Origin of the sequence: Paractinoplanes brasiliensis (genome assembly GCF_004362215.1) — a bacterium.
GTDB classification, from domain to species: domain Bacteria; phylum Actinomycetota; class Actinomycetes; order Mycobacteriales; family Micromonosporaceae; genus Actinoplanes; species Actinoplanes brasiliensis.
The window spans coordinates 4209026-4228122 of the sequence record NZ_SNWR01000001.1; the positions used below are offsets into that span (position 1 = coordinate 4209026).

The window sequence follows — 19097 nt, forward strand, 5'->3', positions numbered from 1 at the left end:
GCTCTCCCGTTTACTGAGCAAGTTGTGACGTCCGTTTTGCGGAAACGAATCCGACATGGCCGCCGGGTCAGGGCGGTACCGCCGCTGACCTCGGCTGTCGACCTCGCCGAGCGTAATAGGAAAGATTGTTAAATGTGACCCGTGTCACTGGCGAAAATCCTTCACATGGATACGCAGGGTGAGGCACACTTTCGGGCAACAGAGCGTGGGCGGCGGGTGCCGGGGAGGGCCCCGCCGCTCATTGCGTCTCCCCTCGGTCCGGTCACGGGGGTGGGCCCGGGCCGTGCGGTGCTGGGTAGCGTAACCGCCCATGATTGCCGCTGAGGACGAGTCCGCCGAGGTCGGTGTCGGGCCGTGGACCGGTGACCCGCCCGACGACCCGCGCTACGACCCTGAGCTGCTGGCCGGCGGGGATCGCCGCAACGTCGTCGATCGCTACCGTTACTGGAGCCGCGAGGCGGTCGTGGCCGACCTGGACACCCGCCGCCACGACTTCCACGTCGCCGTCGAGAACTGGCAGCACGATTTCAACATCGGCACCGTCGTACGCAATGCCAACGCCTTCCTGGCTGCCGAGGTGCACATCGTGGGCCTGCGGAGGTGGAACCGGCGCGGCGCCATGGTCACCGACCGTTATCAACACGTGCGGCATCACCCCACGATCGAGGAGTTCGTCGCCTGGGCCGCCACGCTCGATCTGCCGGTCATCGGGATCGACAACCTGCCCGGCTCGCGCCCGATCGAGACGACCACGCTGCCGAGGCGGTGTGTGCTGCTGTTCGGGCAGGAAGGTCCCGGGTTGTCCGCGGCCGCCCGGGAGGCCTGTGCCGAGCTGTTCTCGATCGCGCAGTACGGGTCGACCCGCTCGATCAACGCCGGGGTGGCCAGCGGCATCGCGATGCATGCCTGGATCCGCGCGCACGCGGGACCCCCGCCCGGGTGAATCTCGCTGATGGGCCCGGGTTCTGCCGATTCGCTTGACGCGGCCCCGCGCGGGCCGCACGGTAAAGAGCGTGGGTGTCACAGTGAGTTGCCCCAGATGCGGTGCGCAGGTGCGGGAGCCCGACCTGATGCACAGCGAATGGCGCTGTGACAGCTGCGGCGACGTGCCGCCGTTCCACGTCGCGGAGCACATCAACGCCGACATCGTCGACAGTATGGTGCGCCGTCAGGCGTCCATCGCTGGGAGCGCGCCGTTCTGGTGCCCGTGGCCGCTGCCCGCGGGTTGGATGGTCACCGGCGCCGGCTGGGCCGGTGACGACCGCCGGGGCGTACGCGCGACCGCGCTCGCCTGCAGTGGCCCCGAGCCGTTGGGCGGCGGGCCCGCGGACGTCGTGCTGATCGCCGAGCAGCCCGGCGTCGGCCTCGGCACCAGGTTCGCCGGGATCCCCGGCATCGACCCCGGCCACCTCATCGCCGAGGCGCTCAACGAGGTGGGCCATCCCGGTCCACACGCCAAGATCAAGGCCGCGGGCCACCCCACTCCACTGTGGTGCGTCAAGTCCCCCGAGGACAGAAGCGCATACGTGAGTGAGGCGAAAGGAATGTGGCTCTATGCGATAGCCTGGCCCGCAAGCGCGGGCTACTTCCTCGCGGAGCATGTCGTCCTGCACGACCTCTCCGAGGGGCTGCCGTCCGAGCTCGTGTACGGAGCGCCGTCGCCGTACCTGCAGGGCAAGGCCTAGGCAAGTTGGGCCCTGACCTGCGGGAATGGAATCGGCTTTTCGGCCACATTGTTCACACCGAGCGACGAAGCTGATACCGTCAGTACTGCCGCGGCGCTGACCGTCACCCGCACCCACAGGAGAAGGCCCGCCATGATCAAGAAGGTTCTGACCTGGCTTGGTATCGCGTTCTTGATCTTTTTCATCGCCTTCAACCCGAACTCGGCGGCGTCGGTGTTCGAGTCACTCGGAGGCACGATCGCCGATATTGCCCGAGGCTTCGGCACGTTCTTCACCAACCTCGTCGCTTAGCATCACCACATGGGTGGTCCAGCTGAGCCGCACGAGCCTCGAGGCGAGGGCGCCGGTCGCTCTCGGGACGACGACGAGAACTTCGGGTACAACGACCCGGCGTTCGATGAGGACCCCGATCGCGCGCGGCGCCGGCCCTATTCGGACGGCCCGGGCTTCAACCCCGACGCGGGCTACTCACCCGACGCCGGTTACTCCGACGACGCGGGCTATGCGCGCGATCGTTACGACGACGGTGTCGACGAGTACGAAGCCCCCATCTTCACCGAGGAAGAGCTCGAGGGCCTGGGTCCCGAGGGCGGGGGCGGCGGACCGCGCCGTGTTCTCCCGCTCGAGGACGAACCGACCACACTGGTCGCCCGTTATCTCTTCCCGACCGAGCGCTATCGCGGCGAGTGGAAGCGGCACTGGATCCACCTGACCACGCCGCTGGGCATCGGGGCGGGCGCCACCCTCCTGCTCGGCTACCTGGCCGGCTTCCTCACCCGGCAGAACATCAACGGCCTGGTCACCGTGGCCGTGCTGATCTGGCTCGGGGTGATCAGCTGGGTGGCGTGGAAGGTCTTCGACTGGTATTTCGACCGGTTCATCCTGACCAACAAGCGGGTCATGGTGGTCAACGGCATCATCACCCGCCGCGTCGCCATGATGCCCCTGCTGCGGGTCACCGACATGAAGTACGAGCAGTCCGCGCTCGGCCGTATGCTCAGCTACGGCACGTTCGTGCTCGAGTCTGCCGGCCAGGACCAGGCGCTCCGCGAGGTCAAGCACCTGCCCAACCCCAACGAGCTCTACCTGCGTGTGGTCGAGGAGATGTACGAGCCGCAGGCCGTCGAGGCGCGCCTCGGAAAGGACAGCGACGGCGACGACGCTTGATCGGCGCGCGGTAGCGTTTTGCGGTGACCCGAATCGACCTGCACTGCCACTCCACGGCCAGCGACGGCACTTTGACCCCCGCCGAACTGGTCAAGGCGGGCGCCGCGGCCGGTCTCGATGTCATGGCGATCACCGACCACGACACCACCGGGGGCTGGCAGGCGGCAGCCGACGCACTTCCCGACGGGCTGCGCCTGGTGCGTGGGGCCGAGTTGTCCTGCCGGTGGCACGGCGCCGACGACTGGCCGATCGCGCTGCACCTGCTGGCCTACCTGTTCGACCCGGCCGAGCCGCGCCTCGCCGGTGACCTCGCCCGCATGCGCACCGATCGGGAACAGCGCGCCGAGAAGATCGTGCGGAAACTCGCCGCCGACGGTGTGCCGATCACGTGGGACGAGGTCTACGGCTACGCCCAGGGCGGCTCCGTCGGGCGTCCGCACATCGCGCAGGCCCTGATCCGGGCCGGTCTCGTCCGCACAACGAACGAGGCGTTCGCCTCCCGGTGGCTGGGCGCTCGCTACTTCGTACCGAAAGCGGATCTTGATGTTTTCGAGGCGGTGCGAGCCGTGCGTGCCGCGGGCGGCGTGGCCGTTTTCGCGCACCCCCGGGCCACCGTACGCGGCAGGGTCGTGCCGGATCGGTTGATCGTCGAGCTGGCCGAGGCCGGGCTGTTCGGGCTCGAGGCCGACCACGAGGACCACTCCCCGGTCGAGCGGGAACACGTGCGCGCGCTCGCCGGTGACCTCGGGCTCGTGGTCACGGGATCGTCCGACTTCCACGGGACGCACAAGACCGTCCAACTGGGTGACTACACAACCGACCCCGAGGCGTACGAGAAAATTGTGTCGGCAGCCACCGGCGTTTCCGTCTTGGGGTGACTCCGGACGCACCGGACTGCGATCGAGCGGGTCCGGCACCTACCTTGATCGGGTGAATCTCAAGCTGCTCGGCGAGGTCTTCGTGACCCTGCTGGTCATTGTCGACCCGCCCGGCATGGTGCCAGTGTTCCTGGCCCTGACCGGCACGATGGACAGCCGCGCCCGGATGAAGGCTGGCACCCAGGCCGTGCTGCTCGCGCTCGGGGTGATCGTCGGGTTCGCGGTGGCCGGGCAGACCCTGCTCGACTACCTGCACGTGGATCTGCCGGCCCTGCAGGGTGCGGGCGGTCTGCTGCTCATCCTGGTCGCGCTGCAGCTGCTCACCGGCAAGGCCGACGAGCCGGCCGAACAGGGCGGCACCACCAACGTCGCCCTGGTGCCGATCGGGACGCCGCTGCTGGCCGGGCCGGGCGCGATCGTCGCCACGATGCTCTTCGTGCAGCGGGCCGAGGGCGCCGACGAATACCTGGTCATCGGCATCGGCATCCTGCTGGTCATGCTGACCGTCTGGCTGGTGCTGCGGTTCTCCGGAGTGATCGTCAAACTGCTGCGACCGGCCGGCATCGAGGTGCTCACCCGCATTGCCGGTCTGCTGCTGGCGGCCATCGCGGTGCAGCTGATCGCCGACGCGATCGACGCCTTCGTCCAGCTGTACATCAACGCGCCCTGACGGCGTTTCTGTCGTACCCGGCTGGCAGGATTGGTTCGTGCCCCCCACCAGGTCCCGCGCGACGGTCCCCGAGCAGCTCGGCTTCGACGGCATGCCCGAGCGGCTCTTCGTCTGCACCCCGAGCAAGCTCGGGGCGTTCGAGGACTGCCCACGCCGCTATCGATACTCCTACGTCGATCGTCCCTCGCCGCCCAAAGGGCCGCCGTGGGCGCACAATTCGCTGGGCGCGAGCGTGCACACCGCGCTGAAGAACTGGTATGCGCTGCCCGCCGACCGTCGCCTGCCCGAGTCGTTGCCGACGTTGCTCAAGTCGACGTGGGTGCGCGAAGGCTATCGCGACGTCGATCAGGAAAGGGTGACCTATCGGGCGGCGCTGCGCTGGCTCGAGACGTACGTGCGTGGGCTTGATCCTGCCGAAGAACCGCTCGGGGTCGAACGTGTCGTGGCCACGAAGACAGCCGTGCTGGCGTTCAACGGCCGGGCCGACCGCATCGACGCACGTCAGGGCCCCGACGGTCCCGAGGCGGTGATCGTCGACTACAAGACCGGCCGTTCCGGGCTCGGCGCCGACGACGCGCGCGGCTCGCAGGCGCTGGCCCTCTACGCGTACGCCGCCTCCCGGGTCTTCCGCCGGCCGAGCTATCGGGTCGAGCTGCATCACCTGCCGACCGGCACGGTCGCGGCGCACGAGCACACCGAGGAGTCACTGGCCCGCAAGGTCAGCCGGGCCGAGGACACCGCCCGCGACATCATGGCCGCCGAGCGAGCCGTGGCCGCCGGCGCCGATCCGGACGTCGAGTTCCCGACCAACCCCGGGACGCTCTGCTCCTGGTGCGACTTCCGCCGGTCGTGTCCCGCCGGACAGGATTCCCCCGCCAAAGACCCGTGGGAGTCGGTCAACCACCTGACGGCTTAGCTCGGTCACGCTGACGGCTCATCCCTCGGTCACGCCGGGGGCTCATCCCTCGGTCACGCCGGCGCGGGCGAGGGCGGCCTTGCGGATGGGGGCACGCGATACTTCCGGGGCAGCGAGTTGATCAGCGTGTCGAGCAGCAGGCGCAGACCACGAGCCGAGAGGTTCGCCGTCAGGTCGGTGGTGGGCCAGCCCGGGCCGCCGTACAGACGCCGTGCCCACGGCGGGAGCAGGCCGAACGCGGTGCTCGCCACGCCCAGATAGGCCCAGCGGGTGGGGCCCAGCGTCAGCCCGAGGCGCAGGGCGGGCGGCCCCCACTCGGGCGCGGGCGGCACAGTCAGAAAGAGGGCGGTCTCGGCGCCGTCCTTGGTCAGGCCCAGTTCAGGGCGCATCGCCTGGTAATAGGCCTCCACCTCGGCGGCCGTGGCGGGGACGGTCGCGGGGTCGAGGCCGACCAGTTCCGCCGATTTGAGCTGCTCGGTGTAATACCGGTCGATCTCGTCGGGTGTCAGCCGCCCCCCGGCCCTGGTCGCGGTGCTCAGGAACGACTCGACCTCGGCCACGTGCACCCAGCGCAGCAGTTTGGGCTCGTCGATGCGGAACTTCTCGCCCGTACGGGGGTCTGTTGCGCTCATCAGCGCGTGAAAGCGGCGGACCCGGCTCGCGGCCCGCTGAACCTCCTCGGTCGTGCCGAAGATCACCGTGGCGACGTACGTGGAAGTGCGGCTGAGGCGGCCCCACGGGTCGGTGCGGTAGCCGGAGTTCTGCGCGACACCGGCGACGGCACGCGGGTGCAGCGCCTGCAGGTAGAGCGAGCGGAGCCCGCCGAGCAGCAAGATCGGTTCGCGGTGCAGTTTCCAGGTGACCGAATCCGGCCCGAACAGCCCCACGTCGACGCTCATGTGATCCAGCGTGCCACGCGATCAGCGAAAAGTTGAACTCGTTCAGGTAGTTGTCTCGGCGAGGCGGCGACCCTGGCAGGCCGGGCAGAGACCCCAGAACGTCACCTCGGCCTCGTCCAGCTCGAAGCCGTGCGCGTCCGACGGGGTCAGACACGGGCGCTCACCCACCGCGCAGTCGACATCGGCGATCTCACCGCACCCCCGGCACACGATGTGGTGGTGGTTGTCGCCGACCCGGGCCTCGAAACGCGCGGGGCTGCCGGCCGGTTCCAGGCGGCGGGCCAGGCCGGCCCGGGACAGCGCGCCTAGAACGTCGTAGATCGCCTGGGTCGACACCGACTCGAGCCGGGTGCGGGCCCGGACGGCGATTTCCTCAACCTCCAGATGCCCGCCCTCGGACAGGATCTCGAGCACGGCGAGGCGCGGCTTCGTGACCCGGAGGCCGTGCTCGCGCAGCAGTTCCTCACCGTTCGACATCGGTCCATGACAGCACGGAATCGGCGAATCCCCAACTTCTGCCCCGGCCCGACAAGATCGCATTTCAATTGAACCGGGTAGTTGCGGCAGGTGTACGCGCATGAGAAAGATGCTTGCGTCGTCAGATATCTCTCGGCTGGCGGCCATGAACCAGTTCCTCAGGAGGCATCGTGTTCGACCAGATCAACGGCCTGCCGGTGCACGCGCTCGTACTGCACGCCGCGGTCATTTTCGTCCCGTTGCTCGCGCTGGGGGCGGTGGTCTACGCACTGGTTCCCCGCTGGCGGCCCAAGACGGGATGGGCGCTCGTGCTGCTCGCTATCGCCGCGCCCGCGTCCGCGTGGGTGGCGAGGGCCTCCGGTACGGAGCTTTACAACCGTCTGCTCGAGCAGGGCGTGAGCGGGCGCGGCAAGGAGATCCTCGACGACCACATGGGCTTCGGCAGCCTCACGGCGTGGTTCGCGCTCGCGCTGGGAGTGGTGAGCCTCGTGATGGTGGCGCTCACCTGGCGCCGGGGCGGCGGCCGGCTCCCGATGATCGGTGAGGTGGGCGCGGCCGTGGTGATGATCGTCCTGGCCGCCCTGTCCGGCTACTACGTTTTCAAGACGGGCGACTCGGGGGCTACCGCCGTGTGGGGGACCTACTAGTCGCCGGCTCGGCCGGTCGGCAGACCGTACGCGCTGGAATGCCGATGCTGGGTACGCCGGGTGATGGAGGTTCAGAAGATCACCCGAGCGCAGAGGAGGCAGAGCAGGATCAGGGCGATCGCGCCCGCCACCAGGCCCACGCCGTACGTGACCGTGCGGGCCGAGCCCTCGGCGTCGTCGAGGGCGTCCTGATCCTGCGTCGGCATGTTCCGTGGCGGCGGCGGGTGCGCGATCGTCGGGGGCCGCCAGTTCGGCGACGGCCGGGCAGTGCGCGGCGGCCCCGGATAGTTGCTGCCTCGCTTGGGCGTGGGCGCCTGCGGCCCGGGAGAGGGCGGTGCCGAGTCGGGATCCGGTCGTTGCCAGTACGCGTCGTCCGGGACGCCGGTGGGGGAGCTCACGTTCACCGACGGTACAGCTGAAGGGGGAAGACTTCCGCAGGGGCGCGGGCCTACCCTCGTACACGTGGACATCCTGGATGAACCCGAGCGCGACAACGACGCCGAGCGCGTGGTCGATTTCGACTCGGAAGAGGCGGCGGTCCTTCCCGACCAGACCCGGGACGACACCGAGCGCGGTTGGGGCGAACGCTCCTACGACAACGATGAGCGCCTGCTGGAAGACCGCCCGCCGCACTGGTGATCGGCCTTGGCGGCCGCTCGACGTGTCCGACCGTACGGTGTGCTTCGACGGTCAGCCGGGGCGGATCAGGACGGCGAAGGTCTGACCGGGGCCTGCGACGGCGTGCTTGGCCTCGTCAGGGGTCAGCGCCAGCAGCAGGCCGCCGATCGCGGGGTCGTCGGAACGGGTGACCTGAAGGACAAGCGCCGAGCCGGCGACCGGTGTCGCGCCGCCGCCGGACTCGTCGAGGAGCAGAAGATCAACCCGGTTGCCCGCCTGGACCAGGGCCAGGGCGGCGGGATCGGCCAACCGGACGGGCACGCCCACGCTGCCGGACGGGACCGGCTGCACGCTGATGCCGCCCGGTGTTGCGGCCGACGGGGTCGCGGGTTCCTTCCCCGGTCCTGCCTGAGCTCCGGGCCTGCCCCGATCGCCTTTTGCGGCCTGCATTCCGTTCTCGCCTCCGGCGGCGGCCAGAGGGCCATTGCCGCACGGGTCCGACGACGACCACGACACCAGGGCGGCGCTGCACAACAGGAACACGACCACCGCGAGGCGCAGCACCATGCCGGTGGCCGGCCGGCGCCAGCGTACGGGATCCAGGCGCCCGTCGCGGCGGTTGCGGCTGGGTGATCCTGTCGCCTTGGGGAGGACAGCACCCAGCCGGGAGCCAGTGGATCTGCCCATGAGTCGTGCCCCTTCCGGACGCCGCGGCGTCGCGGTCTTGCGGCGCCGGGGCGGACGTTAGGCGAGACGGGAGATCGTTCGCTCGGGCCCTGTGGACAACCCCGAATTGTGGATAACTCAAGCCGATCTTCGCGAGCGGCGTAGGTTCACAAAGCCCCCCGGGTGGGGGGTCTCGGGGGAGGGCCGTGGGGGTCTCGTGGGAGGGCCGTGGTGGGGGTCTCGCGGGAGGGCCGTGGTGGGGAGAGCGCCGTCGGCGGGTACGGCCAGTCGTGCCGGGGGACGGCCAGTCGTGCCGGGGTCGCGGGTACCACCGCCTACGCCGGGGCCGGCGGGTAGGCCGACTACGCCGGGGTTGGCGGGTGCGACCGGCTACGCCGGGGTTGGCGGGTGCGACCGGCTACGCCGGGGATGGCGAACCGCGCCGGGAGAGGGACGGGCCGGCGCGGTTCGGAGGCTTCGGGTCAGGAAGCGGCGGCTGTCTTCGAGCTGCTCGACGAGGAGGAAGACGTCGCGGTGGTCGAGGACGTCGACGAGCTGGACGACGACGAGGACGTGGACGACGAGGACGTGGACGACGAGTCACCCGAGGACGATGTCGAGGACGAGCCGTTGGTGGCGTCGGCCTTCTTGGTGGACTCGTTGCCGCTGGACTTCTCGGCGCTCACGTTTCCGGAGCGGGAGTCGTTTCGGTAGAAGCCCGAACCCTTGAAGACGATGCCGACCGAGTTGAAGACTTTGCGGAGCTTGCCCTGGCAGTTCGGGCACTCGGTCAGTGCCGGGTCGGAGAACGACTGCACGGCCTCGAGCTGGTGTCCGCACTCGGTGCAGGCGTACTGGTAGGTAGGCACGGCTCCTCCGGATCTGGTCGGCTGCTGGCACTCGCCAACTCCGAGTGCCAATGTTGCGCCATCGGAGGTCATTTCGTCCACTCGGCCGGGCGTCTGAGGAGTCAATCGCCCCAAACGCCCGGGTCGGCGGCGGGTGTCTGGGGAGTCGATCGGCGGAAACGCCCGGGTCGGCGGCGGTCGCGTCTACGGCGGCGGGCGCGTCCAAGGTGGCGGTCGCGTCCGAGGGGGCGGTCGCCGGAGACGCCTGGGTCGACCGTTGGGGTCAGCGGGCTGGCTCGGGGGCTTCGGCGTCGAAAACGGTGAGGCCGCCGCCGGGGGTGATTGCCGCGTGCACCGGGCGGTCGTGTGGTTCGGCGGGCACATGGTCGACCAGTTCGCCGTCGTGCAGCAGGGCCACCACGAAAGAGTTGCCGGTCAGACGGGCCAGTGCCCGGTCGTACGAGCCGCCGCCCCTTCCCATGCGCATGCCCCGGCGGTCGACGGCCAGGGCGGGCACGAAGACGAGCGTGGCTTCCCTGACGGCTGTGACGCCGAGGCGGGGGCCGTCGGGTTCGAGCAGTCCGCGGGGGGCGGCGACCAGACGCGAAGGGGTGGCGGACGGATACGCAGCCCAGTCGAGGTCGTTGTCCGGGAGGAGAACGGGCAACAGGACCCGGGCCCGTGCGGACAGCAACGCCACCAGATCGGTCCCGCCCGGCTCGCGGCCCACCGGCATGTACGCCGCCACTGTGGGGTGGTTGTCACGGCGTACGAGGGAAAGGGCTTGATCTTGAATGGCGAGGGCGGCGGAGGCGAGCGACGAAGGCGTCAGGGCGCGACGGGAAGTGAGGAGGCGATCGCGTAGCGCAACCTTCGCGGCGCGAGATCTTTCCGCATCACGGGTTAAATCGGGCACGCAACACCCCCTTTTGAAAACCGGCAAACGGTGCACACTATGTCAGCATCGCTCCAAAGAGGGCCACTTCCGGGAGGATGCGTGACGCTACGTGGCCGGCTCACCACTGCCTTTCTGGTGGTTGTGCTCGGTCCGGTCCTGCTCGGGTCCATCTTTGTCGCCCTGACTGTCGCCGCGGTGAGCCGGGACCGGACAGCCGAGCGACTCGACCATGCCACCACCACTGTGCGGACCGGGATGGCGGCGGCCTGCCGGCAGCTTCAGGCAGTGGCCGACGCGGTGGCGGTGGTCCCCCCGGCCGAGCGGTCGGCGGTGGCCGATCAGCTGATCACACGCGGTCTGGCCACCGACATCAAGATCGTGACCCAGGTGCACGCGCGTGCGAGCGGGATGACGCTTCCGGTGCCCCGCCCGGTCGAGTTCACCGGCTGGCAGGACTGCGCCTTCCCGGTGGGTGGGACGACCACCGCGATATCCGTCCGATCCGTCGCCGGTGACGAGCTGATCACCGCCGCGCAGGCCGTCGACCAGGAATTTCTGGCTCGTCTGGCCGCCGCCAGCGGAACCGAGATCCAGCTGGGGGATCAGGGCGAATCCGCCGGGGAGCACCGTCGCCTCGAGGCCGAGCCCGGTCAGCCGCTGCGTCTCACGCTCACCGTTCCTCCGGGCAAACCCAGTTTCCTGTACGCCCTTCTCCCAGCTGTCGTGCTTGCCGCCGCGCTGGCCGCCGTGCTGGTGGCGCGCTGGCTGGCCTACTCGACCACCCGCCCGCTGGGTGAGCTGGCCTGGGCCGCCGACCGGGTGGCCGACGGCGAACTGGACACCCGCGTGCCGATCCCGCGCGCCGACGAGCTGGGCCGGCTCGCCGCCACCTTCAACCGGATGACGCGGGAGCTGCAGGCCTACGTGCAGGCGCTGACCGCCAGCCGCGACCAGCTGCGCGGGCACCTCGCGATCCTCGGCGAGACCCTTTCGAGCACCCACGACCTGCACCGGATCCTGCAGGTCATCCTGCGCACGGCCCTGGCCGCGACGGGTGCCCGGGCGGGGCTGGTGCTGCTGCTCGACCCGGCAACCGAGCAGCTGGTCGCGCGGTGCGGGGTGGGCCTGTCCGGCGACTGGGACGTGCCCGACGCCGAGCTGCTCGAACGCCGGTTGCCGGTCGGCTCCGGGGTGCTGGGGGCGGTGGCCGCGACCGGTGAGCCCCGGCGTGGGCAAGGCTCGCCGGCGACGGCGGAACCACCCTGCCTGACCTATGTGGCCGTCCCGATCTGCGCGCCGGCGGCGGCCGAGGAACCGGGCGACCCGCTGCCGCAGCCCGACACGCTCGGGGTGCTCGCCCTTTACGACCGGGTCGGCGGGGACGCCTTCGACGACGCCGATTTGCACACCCTGCGTACGTTCGCCGGACAGGCCGGGGTGGCGGTGCACAACGTACGGATGCACGAGGAGGCGCAGCGGCTCTCGCTGACCGACCCGCTCACCGGGTTGTGGAACTACCGCTACCTGCGGGAATCGTTGCGCCGCGAGGTGGAGCGGGCCAGCCGGTTCGGGCGCATGCTCGCGGTGCTGGTGCTCGACCTCGATCACTTCAAGGAGGTGAACGACACGTACGGGCATCCGGCCGGTGACGTGGTGCTGGGCGAGTTCGCCCGGCGGATCCGCGTCGGGCTGCGCGAGGTCGATGTGGCGTTCCGCCAGGGTGGGGAGGAGTTCGTGGTGCTGCTGCCGGAAACCGACGCGTACGGTGGCGCGATCGTCGCCGAGCGCCTCGGAGCCGCCGTACGGGGTCGTCCGGTGACCGCCGACGGCGTGCCGATCCCGGTCACGGTGTCGATCGGAGTGGCGGTCTATCCCGAGCACGGTGAGAATTCCGTACAGGTGCTCGCGGCCGCCGACCGCGCGCTGTACGCCGCCAAGAACGCTGGACGGGACACGTACCGGCTGGCCGAACCCGGCGATGTGACGAAGTCAGGGGTTTCCGAAACGGATCATGAAGGAAACTTTGATCAGGCGACGACTGTGCCGGGCGGGTTACGACCGCAGCCGCACAGACGTGGCCGATAGTCTCGCGGCATACCACGGGCACGACTGAGCGAAGGTGCGGTGACCTTGATGACCACGAACGCGAACGCGTCCGGCCGTCGAGCGGTGAAGGCCGTCATTCCGGCGGCCGGTCTGGCGACCCGGTTCCTGCCGGCCACCAAGGCCGTGCCGAAGGAGCTGTTGCCCGTGGTCGACCGGCCCGTCCTGCAGTACATCGTGGAGGAAGCCGCCGCCGCCGGCATCACCGACATCCTGCTGGTCACCGGCCGTGGCAAGACGTCGATGGTCGACCACTTCGACCGGCGGCCCGACATCGAGGCCCGGCTGGCCGACAAGGGCGACGATCAAAGGCTTGCGGCCGTACGCCGTACGAGCGAACTGGCCGACATCTACACGGTTCGCCAGGGGGAGCCGCTCGGGCTGGGCCACGCCGTCGGCACCGCTGCCTCGCACGTCGGCGACAACCCGTTCGCCGTTCTGCTGGGCGACGAGTTCGTCGAGGAGGACAAGCCGCTCCTTCCCGCGATGCTCGACCTGCAAGCCCGTACGGGGGGAATTGTCCTTGCCCTGGGCGAGGTGAAGCCGGAGGAGACGTCGCGCTACGGCATCGCCTCGGTCAACCCGTCGGCCGAGGGCGGCGACGTCGTCGAGATCACCGGGCTGGTCGAGAAGCCGTCGCCCGACGAGGCGCCGAGCAACCTGGCCGTGCTGGGCCGCTACATCCTGCCGGCGGGCATCTTCGAGGCGATCGAGAACACCAAGCCCGGCAGCGGGGGCGAGATCCAGCTGACCGACGCGATGGCTCAGCTGCTGGCCGACGGCGTGCCCGTGCACGGCATCGTCTACCGCGGACACCGCTACGACACCGGCATGCCGCTGGGCTACCTGCAGACGGTCGTCATGCTGGCCGCCAAGCGCGACGACCTGGGCGAGGAGTTCCGGAGCTGGCTGGCCGAGTTCGTCGCCGGCGGTGCGAAGGGATGACGGCCACGGCCGATGCCGAGGCGGCCGCCAACGAGCTGATGCCTCTCGCCGAATACCTGGGCAGCGTGCTGCGCAGGCTTCGCGCGCTGCCTCCGCTCGACCTCGACCTCACCCAGGCGCACGGCAACGTGCTGGCCAACGACGTGCTCGCGCCGCACCCCTACCCGGCTTTCGACCAGGCCGCGATCGACGGCTACGCGGCCCGCTGGGAAGACCTGTCCGGGGCCGGGCGGGTCGGGTCGCACCCGTCCTTCGGGCGGTTCGAGGGCGGCCGGCCGGTGCGGCTCAACGTCGTGGGTGACCTCGGCGCGGCCAGCTGGCGACCGGTCCGCCTCAACCCGGGCACCTGCTTCTCGGTGGCGGCCGGTGCGCCGCTGCCCATCGGCGCCGACGTGGTCGTGCCCGTGCACTGGACAGATCAGGGCATGGCGGCCGTCGAGGTCCTGCACGCCCCCAAGCGGGGTTCGGGCGTACGGCGCGCCGGCGACGAGATCGCGGCGGGGCAGGTGCTCGCGCCGGCCGGGGCGTACGTGACCCCGGCCATGGTGGCGACGTTCGCCGCTTCGGGCATCGGCCACGTCGTGGTGCGGCCCAGCCCACGGGTCGTGGTCGTGGCGACCGGCGACGAACTGGTCGACGTCGGGCGGCCCAGCCAGCCCGGACAGGTGGTCGACGCCAACTCGCACGCGTTGACGGCGGCCGCGGTCGAGGCGGGCGCCCTGGCGTACCGGATCGGGATCTGCGACGACGACCCGGAAGGCCTGCGCGGCCTGCTGGAGGACCAGACCCTGCGGGCCGACCTGATCATCACCACCGGCGGCACCGGCACCGGTCCGGGCGACATGCTGCGCCGCGTGCTGTCCCGGCGGGACCCCGGTCGCGGCGCGGTCGAGTTCACCGACGTCGCCCTCTGCCCCGGCGCGACCCTCGGCTTCGGCACGGTCGGCGGCGAAGAGGTGCCTGTTGTCTGCCTGCCCGGCGAGCCCGGCGCGGCGCTGATCGGCTTCGAGGTGCTGGCCCGCCCGGTCATCCAGCTGCTGGCCGGGGCCGAACCGGTGTTCCGGCCCAGCGTCAAGGCCCACCTGCTCGAGACGGTTTCCTCCCCGGGCGGCCTGCGCGAGTTCCGGCCGGCCCACGTGGCAGAGCGCCGAGGCGGGGGACATACGGTGCAGCCGCTCGCCGGGGGGCCGTACACTCTCTCCGGCCTGGCCGAGGCCAACGGACTGCTGGTCCTCGGCGAGCGGGTCACCACGGCAGCCGCCGGCTCGACCGTGGATGTGCTGCTTCTCGACCGGAGGCGATAGATGCTGGGGTCCACGCCCGGGTGGCCCGCCGTGCTGGCGGACGGCCCGGTGTTGTTGCGGCCTTACAAGCGCGGCGACGGCCGGGCCTGGTCCGAGGTGCGGACAGCCAACCAGGAGTGGCTGGCCCCCTGGGAATCGGCGCCGCCCGGCCCGTGGTCCGAGATGAACTCGACGCGCGCCTTCAGCTACGTGTACTCCGACATGAAACGGGCCGCGCGCCGCGGCGACAGCATGCCGTTCGCGGTCTGCCTGCGCGAACCCGACGGCAGCGAGCGCCTTGTCGGCCACCTCAACCTGGGCAACATCGTCCGGAGAGCCTTCGGTTCCGCGTACGCGGGATACTGGGTCGACCATCGGGTAGCCGGCCGTGGCGTCATCCCCACCGCCCTCGCGCTCGCCGTCGACCACGCGTTCGGCCCCGGCGGGTTGCACCGCATCGAGGTCAACATCCGCCCCGAGAACCGGCCGTCGCGCCGCGTGGTGGAGAAGCTCGGCTTCCGCGAAGAGGCCTACCACCAGCGCTACATGCACATCGACGGCAGCTGGCGCGACCACCTGGGATACGCGTTGACCAGCGAGGAGGTCGCCGCCGAGGGAGGCCTCATGGCCCGCTGGCGGCGGGTCCGAGCCTGACCCCGGTGTGCCTTATTGATCCTTACAGCTCGGCGCGCCCGGCGCGCCGTGCGCATTTCCGCAGCTCGCGGCCGTAGCCTCGGGGTGAAAAGGGTCTTGCGGTCCGCGCCGACACGTGCACAGCGGGCCGCCCGTAGCTGACGGGAGGGGTGAGGGTGCCGACCTCGGTGCTCCTCGCCGTCCTCGCCGCGGCCGGACTGCTCGCCCTCGCGCCGGCGCTGGTACGCCGGTACGACGCCACCGAGCGGCTCGCCGCGGAGCGGGCGTCGTCGACGGCGAGGGTGCTCCAGCGCCGGCGTCGTCGCCGAACTGTGCCCGGACGCCGACCGATCAACCCCGGACGGCTGGTCACGGTTACGGTTCCGGCCCCCGCGAAATCTGTCGAGAAGCCGCAGCGCAGGCTACGCCTCGTCACCCCGGGCCGCCGACCCGCCCGGCGCGTGCCGCAGCGAAGGCACACCCCAGCCCTCGTACGCCGGCGCCGGGTCTTCGCCGCCCTGCTGCTGCTCAACGTGATCGAGCTGGTCGGCGTCGCTGCCGTCGGCCCCGGCTTCTGGATCGGCTTCGCGGTCACCGCCGCCCTGCTCGCGATCGACCTGGTGCACCTGCGCAACCGGGCCCTGGCCGACCGCCGCCGCCGGCGCATCGAAGCCCGCGAGGCGGCGTGGCTGGCCGCCCGGCAGGCCGAGGTCCGCCGCGCCCAGGCACGCCGCGCCGCCCAGCGCCGCGAGAAGCAGAAACAGCTGGCTGCCCAGCGCGAGGCCGCCCGCCGTACGGCGATGGGCCTGGACCGCGACGAGGGTGAACTGCCCCCGGCCGCCCCGCCGTCGGTGTACTACCGCCGGGCGGGCGGGTTGCGGGGACGCCCGTACGAGGCCGGGGGACGACACCACACGGCATGAGGTGGGGGTGGTTCGCGGACCGCTGGTGGAACCTGTTAGCCTTGCTGCGGTTCCACGGACTGCGGTCCGCGGGCTGGTAAGGGGCTGTGGCGCAGTCTGGTAGCGCACCTCGTTCGCATCGAGGGGGTCTGGGGTTCAAATCCCCACAGCTCCACCATCAAGATGCAGGTCAAAGCGGGTTCTCTGGGCAACCGAGGGCTCGCTTTTTCGTTCTTTGACCGTCGCTCGACCTTGCTCTGGCTGTGCATCGGGCGTGGCCTTTTGCGCGAGGTGCGCAAAGTTATGCGAATATCGATGGCATAGGATGAGGGTACGCATAACTTTGCGCATAACGCGCGTGATGGAGACGAGTCGTGACAGTGTCGGCTGGCAGTGGAGGCGACCTTTCCGCTCAGGTGGTCCGTTGGGCGGCCGCTGGGGAGCAGTACGACGTCGAGTTCAAGGGCGAACGACGAGAGCGTCTCAACGATCGTGACCTGCTCGAAGCGGTCGTTTGCCTGGCGAACGGGCGAGGAGGCGTACTCCTCGTCGGCGTGGAGGATGACGGCCTGGTGACCGGTGCCCGGGCTCGCCACGAAGCGGGTCGGACAGACCCGCTTCGCCTGCAGGCATTTGTCGCGAACTCCACGCAGCCTCCGCTGTCGGTGACCGCCGACGTCGTTCAGGTCGACGACAAAGACGTTCTTGTTGTCACCGTGCCCGACAGTCCGAGGGTCGTCGGAACGGCGAAGGGAACTTATGTACGGCGGGCAATTGGCGGAGATGGTCGGCCCACCTGCCTTCCGTATCACTCCCACGAGATGTTGGCTCATGAGGTCGACCGCGGTGCCGTCGATTGGGCAACGCTCGCCGTCGGCGGTGCTACCTGGGACGATCTCGACCCGCTTGAATTCGAGCGTGTCCGCCGTCTGGCGGGCGCTTCGGGTGCAGCTGCCGATCGCGTGCTCGCGACACTGTCAGACCGGGAGATCGCGAACGCGCTGGGGATGACGAGGGCGGGCGCCAATGTGACCACCGGTGCGCTCCTCCTCTTCGGTAGAACCGGGGCCATTCGCGACCATCTACCTACCCACGACGCGGCGTTCCAGGTTCTTCGAGGTCTCGAGGTCCAGGTGAACGACTTTCTTCCGCTGCCGCTGGTTCGGCTGGCCGAGGAAGTCTTCGCGCGGTTCAGGGCACGCAATCAGGAGGAAGAACTCCAATTCGGCCTGCTCCGGGTGTCCGTTTCGACCTACTCGGAGACGGCGTTCCGTGAGGCCCTGGCGAACGCGTTGATCCATCGTGATTACACCCGTCGCGGCGCTGTCTACGTGCAGTGGAGCGAGGAGCAGCTGGAAATCTCAAGTCCGGGCGGCTTCCCGTCCGGCGTCCGGCTGGACAACCTTTTGGTAGCACCTCCTCACCCCCGTAGCCCGCTACTTGCCGACGCCTTCAAGCGGATCGGTCTGGTGGAGCGGACAGGCCGTGGCATCAACCGCATGTTCGCCGAGCAACTGAGGCTCGGCCGCCCGGCCCCGGACTACGGTCGAAGCTCGGATGATCGGGTCGTTGCCGTGCTTCCCGGCGGCCCGGCGAATCTCTCCATGACGCGGTGGGTTCTGGAGCAGGAGAGTCAGCAAGGAGCCCCACTCGGGTTGTCCGAGCTTCAGGTTTTGTCGGAGCTTGAGCAGGAAAGACGTGCGAGCACCAGCGCGCTCGCCCACGTGCTGCAGCGGACCGACGCCGAGACCCGGATCCTCCTCACTCGTATGGTGGAGCGGGGGTGGGTGGAAGCTCGCGGCGAGGGCAAAGGCCGTAGCTGGCATCTGTCGGCTGCGGTGTACCGGGCGCTGGAGGCCCCGGCCGGCTACGTGCGGATCCGGGGATTCGAGCCGCTGCAGCAAGAACAAATGGTGTTGCAGTACGTGGAGGCCCACGGTCAGATCAATCGCTCGCAGGCGGCCGACCTTTGCGCGCTGACTTCGGAGCAGGCAAGCCGGTTGCTGAGGCGCCTTGCGCGAGAAGGAAGGCTCGAGGCGCGAGGCGAGCGGCGCGGAACTGTTTACGTCAAGCCGGAGGTCTGATTCTTCAGCATCCCCCTGGTAGCGCACCTCGTTCGCATCGAGGGGGTCTGGGGTTCAAATCCCCACAGCTCCACGAGCTTTTGGCGCCTCGTGTCCGCACTTCGCGGACCCGGGGCGCTCGTCATGTCTGCTCCGGGGGGCCGAGGCCCTCGGGAAATCCCACGGCGCGGTGGTTGCGCTCGGCGGCCCACCTGCAGTTGTGCAGCGCTTCCGGCTCGAAGCCGTTGATCAAATTGTTGACGGCTGACGTACGGATTCAGCTCCAGATCTGCCGCTCGGGATGCCAGACGAGGCCGGCGGCTCGCCCGCTGAGGATGGGGTCGGCGAAGCGGACGACGACATCGAGGACCGCTGCGAAGTCGTGGGGAAGCTGGTCGGCGAGCCGCTGGCGGCGGAGCCAAGCGATCCACTTACCTTGAGCGAGTAGTCCCGCCATCGAGTGTTGGCGGTCCCTCGCTCCAGCATCGTCACGATCTTTTCGGCGTAGACCATCGGGAGGGGGTACCCGTTGATCGCGAGCTCTCCTCCCCGGAGGGCTATCTCGATCAGGTCGATGTCGGCGTCCCAGGGCAACGCGGTCTGATGGAACATGCCACGCGAGACCAGCTCAAGAGCGCCCTTGTCGCGCAACTCGTAAAGACGGCGCTTGGTGAGGCCCGCAGCGCGCGCTTGCTGATAGGTGAAGGTGGGCGGAAGGGCGGTCAAGTCGATGCTCTCCACACGCTCCCCCGGGACCTTGACGTCGCGGGAAATGTCCTACACAGGAGAGCTCGTTGTG

The 19097-nt window shown here is 69.8% G+C and carries 22 protein-coding genes and 2 tRNA genes; 17 read left to right on the forward strand and 7 right to left on the reverse strand.

Going from position 1 to position 19097, the window contains the following annotated elements; all coding sequences use genetic code 11:
- The first annotated feature begins 310 nt into the window (after window positions 1–310).
- From C8E87_RS18965 to C8E87_RS18990, 7 genes are all read left to right on the forward strand, one after another.
- Window positions 311–943 carry a TrmH family RNA methyltransferase gene (locus tag C8E87_RS18965; protein ID WP_133874334.1) on the forward strand — a complete coding sequence of 211 codons (633 nt, stop codon included), beginning with the start codon at window positions 311–313 and terminating at the stop codon, window positions 941–943.
- 82 nt (window positions 944–1025) lie between these two features.
- Window positions 1026–1685 carry a DUF6758 family protein gene (locus C8E87_RS18970; RefSeq protein WP_341771743.1) on the forward strand — a complete coding sequence of 220 codons (660 nt, stop codon included), beginning with the start codon at window positions 1026–1028 and terminating at the stop codon, window positions 1683–1685.
- Between the two features lie 132 nt (window positions 1686–1817).
- On the forward strand, window positions 1818–1976 hold the full coding sequence (locus C8E87_RS43735; RefSeq protein WP_166661190.1) for a hypothetical protein: 159 nt from the start codon (window positions 1818–1820) through the stop codon (window positions 1974–1976).
- A 9-nt stretch (window positions 1977–1985) separates the two neighbouring features.
- Entirely contained in the window at window positions 1986–2852 is an 867-nt protein-coding gene (locus tag C8E87_RS18975) for a PH domain-containing protein (RefSeq protein WP_133874335.1), read from the forward strand.
- A gap of 23 nt (window positions 2853–2875) precedes the next feature.
- A complete protein-coding gene (locus C8E87_RS18980; RefSeq protein ID WP_133874336.1) occupies window positions 2876–3730 on the forward strand; it encodes a PHP domain-containing protein in 855 nt (284 codons plus the stop codon).
- 52 nt (window positions 3731–3782) lie between these two features.
- The gene (locus C8E87_RS18985; RefSeq protein ID WP_133874337.1) at window positions 3783–4400 is read left to right on the forward strand and encodes a MarC family protein; all 618 of its coding nucleotides are present in this window, start codon (window positions 3783–3785) and stop codon (window positions 4398–4400) included.
- Between the two features lie 91 nt (window positions 4401–4491).
- Window positions 4492–5316 carry a RecB family exonuclease gene (locus C8E87_RS18990; protein ID WP_133876929.1) on the forward strand — a complete coding sequence of 275 codons (825 nt, stop codon included), beginning with the start codon at window positions 4492–4494 and terminating at the stop codon, window positions 5314–5316.
- Window positions 5317–5369: 53 nt separating this feature from the next.
- Here the strand turns inward: C8E87_RS18990 and C8E87_RS18995 are convergent, their stop codons facing one another.
- Window positions 5370–6215 (reverse strand): oxygenase MpaB family protein, encoded by an 846-nt coding sequence (locus C8E87_RS18995; protein WP_239079795.1) that lies wholly within the window; start codon window positions 6213–6215, stop codon window positions 5370–5372.
- 42 nt (window positions 6216–6257) lie between these two features.
- Complete coding sequence (locus tag C8E87_RS19000) at window positions 6258–6692, reverse strand: Fur family transcriptional regulator (RefSeq protein ID WP_133874339.1); 435 nt, start codon at window positions 6690–6692, stop codon at window positions 6258–6260.
- 170 nt (window positions 6693–6862) lie between these two features.
- On the opposite strand from C8E87_RS19000, the gene C8E87_RS19005 reads away from it, so the two are divergent.
- Window positions 6863–7339 carry a DUF2231 domain-containing protein gene (locus C8E87_RS19005; RefSeq protein ID WP_133874340.1) on the forward strand — a complete coding sequence of 159 codons (477 nt, stop codon included), beginning with the start codon at window positions 6863–6865 and terminating at the stop codon, window positions 7337–7339.
- 71 nt (window positions 7340–7410) lie between these two features.
- Here the strand turns inward: C8E87_RS19005 and C8E87_RS19010 are convergent, their stop codons facing one another.
- Complete coding sequence (locus C8E87_RS19010) at window positions 7411–7737, reverse strand: translation initiation factor 2 (protein WP_239079796.1); 327 nt, start codon at window positions 7735–7737, stop codon at window positions 7411–7413.
- Between the two features lie 64 nt (window positions 7738–7801).
- On the opposite strand from C8E87_RS19010, the gene C8E87_RS43740 reads away from it, so the two are divergent.
- Window positions 7802–7978 carry a hypothetical protein gene (locus tag C8E87_RS43740; protein WP_166661191.1) on the forward strand — a complete coding sequence of 59 codons (177 nt, stop codon included), beginning with the start codon at window positions 7802–7804 and terminating at the stop codon, window positions 7976–7978.
- 51 nt (window positions 7979–8029) lie between these two features.
- On the opposite strand, the gene C8E87_RS19015 is transcribed toward C8E87_RS43740, so the two are convergent.
- The 3 genes from C8E87_RS19015 to C8E87_RS19025 all read right to left on the reverse strand — a co-directional run bounded on the left by C8E87_RS19015 (window position 8030) and on the right by C8E87_RS19025 (window position 10387).
- Window positions 8030–8644 carry a hypothetical protein gene (locus C8E87_RS19015; RefSeq protein ID WP_239079797.1) on the reverse strand — a complete coding sequence of 205 codons (615 nt, stop codon included), beginning with the start codon at window positions 8642–8644 and terminating at the stop codon, window positions 8030–8032.
- A gap of 461 nt (window positions 8645–9105) precedes the next feature.
- Complete coding sequence (locus C8E87_RS19020; protein ID WP_133874342.1) at window positions 9106–9492, reverse strand: FmdB family zinc ribbon protein; 387 nt, start codon at window positions 9490–9492, stop codon at window positions 9106–9108.
- Between the two features lie 262 nt (window positions 9493–9754).
- Window positions 9755–10387 (reverse strand): 5-formyltetrahydrofolate cyclo-ligase, encoded by a 633-nt coding sequence (locus C8E87_RS19025; protein ID WP_133874343.1) that lies wholly within the window; start codon window positions 10385–10387, stop codon window positions 9755–9757.
- An 81-nt stretch (window positions 10388–10468) separates the two neighbouring features.
- Here C8E87_RS19025 and C8E87_RS19030 point away from each other — a divergent pair, with 81 nt between their 5' ends.
- The 8 genes from C8E87_RS19030 to C8E87_RS43745 all read left to right on the forward strand — a co-directional run bounded on the left by C8E87_RS19030 (window position 10469) and on the right by C8E87_RS43745 (window position 18392).
- Window positions 10469–12454, forward strand: a complete 1986-nt coding sequence (locus tag C8E87_RS19030; protein WP_203720404.1) for a sensor domain-containing diguanylate cyclase — start codon at window positions 10469–10471, stop codon at window positions 12452–12454.
- Window positions 12455–12502: 48 nt separating this feature from the next.
- Window positions 12503–13417, forward strand: a complete 915-nt coding sequence (locus C8E87_RS19035; RefSeq protein ID WP_133874345.1) for a UTP--glucose-1-phosphate uridylyltransferase — start codon at window positions 12503–12505, stop codon at window positions 13415–13417.
- Window positions 13414–14721 carry a molybdopterin molybdotransferase MoeA gene (locus C8E87_RS19040; protein WP_133874346.1) on the forward strand — a complete coding sequence of 436 codons (1308 nt, stop codon included), beginning with the start codon at window positions 13414–13416 and terminating at the stop codon, window positions 14719–14721. Before C8E87_RS19035 ends, C8E87_RS19040 begins: the two co-directional genes overlap by 4 nt.
- Window positions 14722–15354 carry a GNAT family N-acetyltransferase gene (locus C8E87_RS19045; RefSeq protein WP_133874347.1) on the forward strand — a complete coding sequence of 211 codons (633 nt, stop codon included), beginning with the start codon at window positions 14722–14724 and terminating at the stop codon, window positions 15352–15354.
- 149 nt (window positions 15355–15503) lie between these two features.
- On the forward strand, window positions 15504–16256 hold the full coding sequence (sepX, locus tag C8E87_RS19050; protein ID WP_203720405.1) for a divisome protein SepX/GlpR: 753 nt from the start codon (window positions 15504–15506) through the stop codon (window positions 16254–16256).
- A gap of 80 nt (window positions 16257–16336) precedes the next feature.
- Window positions 16337–16413, forward strand: a tRNA-Ala gene (locus C8E87_RS19055).
- Between the two features lie 196 nt (window positions 16414–16609).
- A complete protein-coding gene (locus tag C8E87_RS19060) occupies window positions 16610–18319 on the forward strand; it encodes an RNA-binding domain-containing protein (protein WP_203720406.1) in 1710 nt (569 codons plus the stop codon).
- Window positions 18290–18392, forward strand: a tRNA-Ala gene (locus C8E87_RS43745). The genes C8E87_RS19060 and C8E87_RS43745 overlap by 30 nt, the downstream gene beginning before the upstream one ends.
- Window positions 18393–18547: 155 nt before the next feature.
- Here C8E87_RS43745 and C8E87_RS19070 read toward each other — a convergent pair.
- Entirely contained in the window at window positions 18548–19039 is a 492-nt protein-coding gene (locus tag C8E87_RS19070) for a type IV toxin-antitoxin system AbiEi family antitoxin domain-containing protein (protein WP_133874349.1), read from the reverse strand.
- Between the last annotated feature and the right edge of the window lie 58 nt (window positions 19040–19097).

Bases quoted from the DNA above. Each gene is read 5' to 3' on its own strand.
- C8E87_RS18975 (WP_133874335.1), top strand. From the start codon at position 1,986: ATGGGTGGTCCAGCTGAGCCGCACGAGCCTCGAGGCGAGGGCGCCGGT.
- C8E87_RS19035 (WP_133874345.1), top strand. From the start codon at position 12,503: ATGACCACGAACGCGAACGCGTCCGGCCGTCGAGCGGTGAAGGCCGTC.
- C8E87_RS43735 (WP_166661190.1), top strand. From the start codon at position 1,818: ATGATCAAGAAGGTTCTGACCTGGCTTGGTATCGCGTTCTTGATCTTT.
- C8E87_RS19045 (WP_133874347.1), top strand. From the start codon at position 14,722: ATGCTGGGGTCCACGCCCGGGTGGCCCGCCGTGCTGGCGGACGGCCCG.
- C8E87_RS18995 (WP_239079795.1), bottom strand. From the start codon at position 6,215: ATGAGCGTCGACGTGGGGCTGTTCGGGCCGGATTCGGTCACCTGGAAA.
- C8E87_RS19015 (WP_239079797.1), bottom strand. From the start codon at position 8,644: ATGGGCAGATCCACTGGCTCCCGGCTGGGTGCTGTCCTCCCCAAGGCG.
- C8E87_RS18990 (WP_133876929.1), top strand. From the start codon at position 4,492: ATGCCCGAGCGGCTCTTCGTCTGCACCCCGAGCAAGCTCGGGGCGTTC.
- C8E87_RS18965 (WP_133874334.1), top strand. From the start codon at position 311: ATGATTGCCGCTGAGGACGAGTCCGCCGAGGTCGGTGTCGGGCCGTGG.
- C8E87_RS19040 (WP_133874346.1), top strand. From the start codon at position 13,414: ATGACGGCCACGGCCGATGCCGAGGCGGCCGCCAACGAGCTGATGCCT.
- C8E87_RS19000 (WP_133874339.1), bottom strand. From the start codon at position 6,692: ATGTCGAACGGTGAGGAACTGCTGCGCGAGCACGGCCTCCGGGTCACG.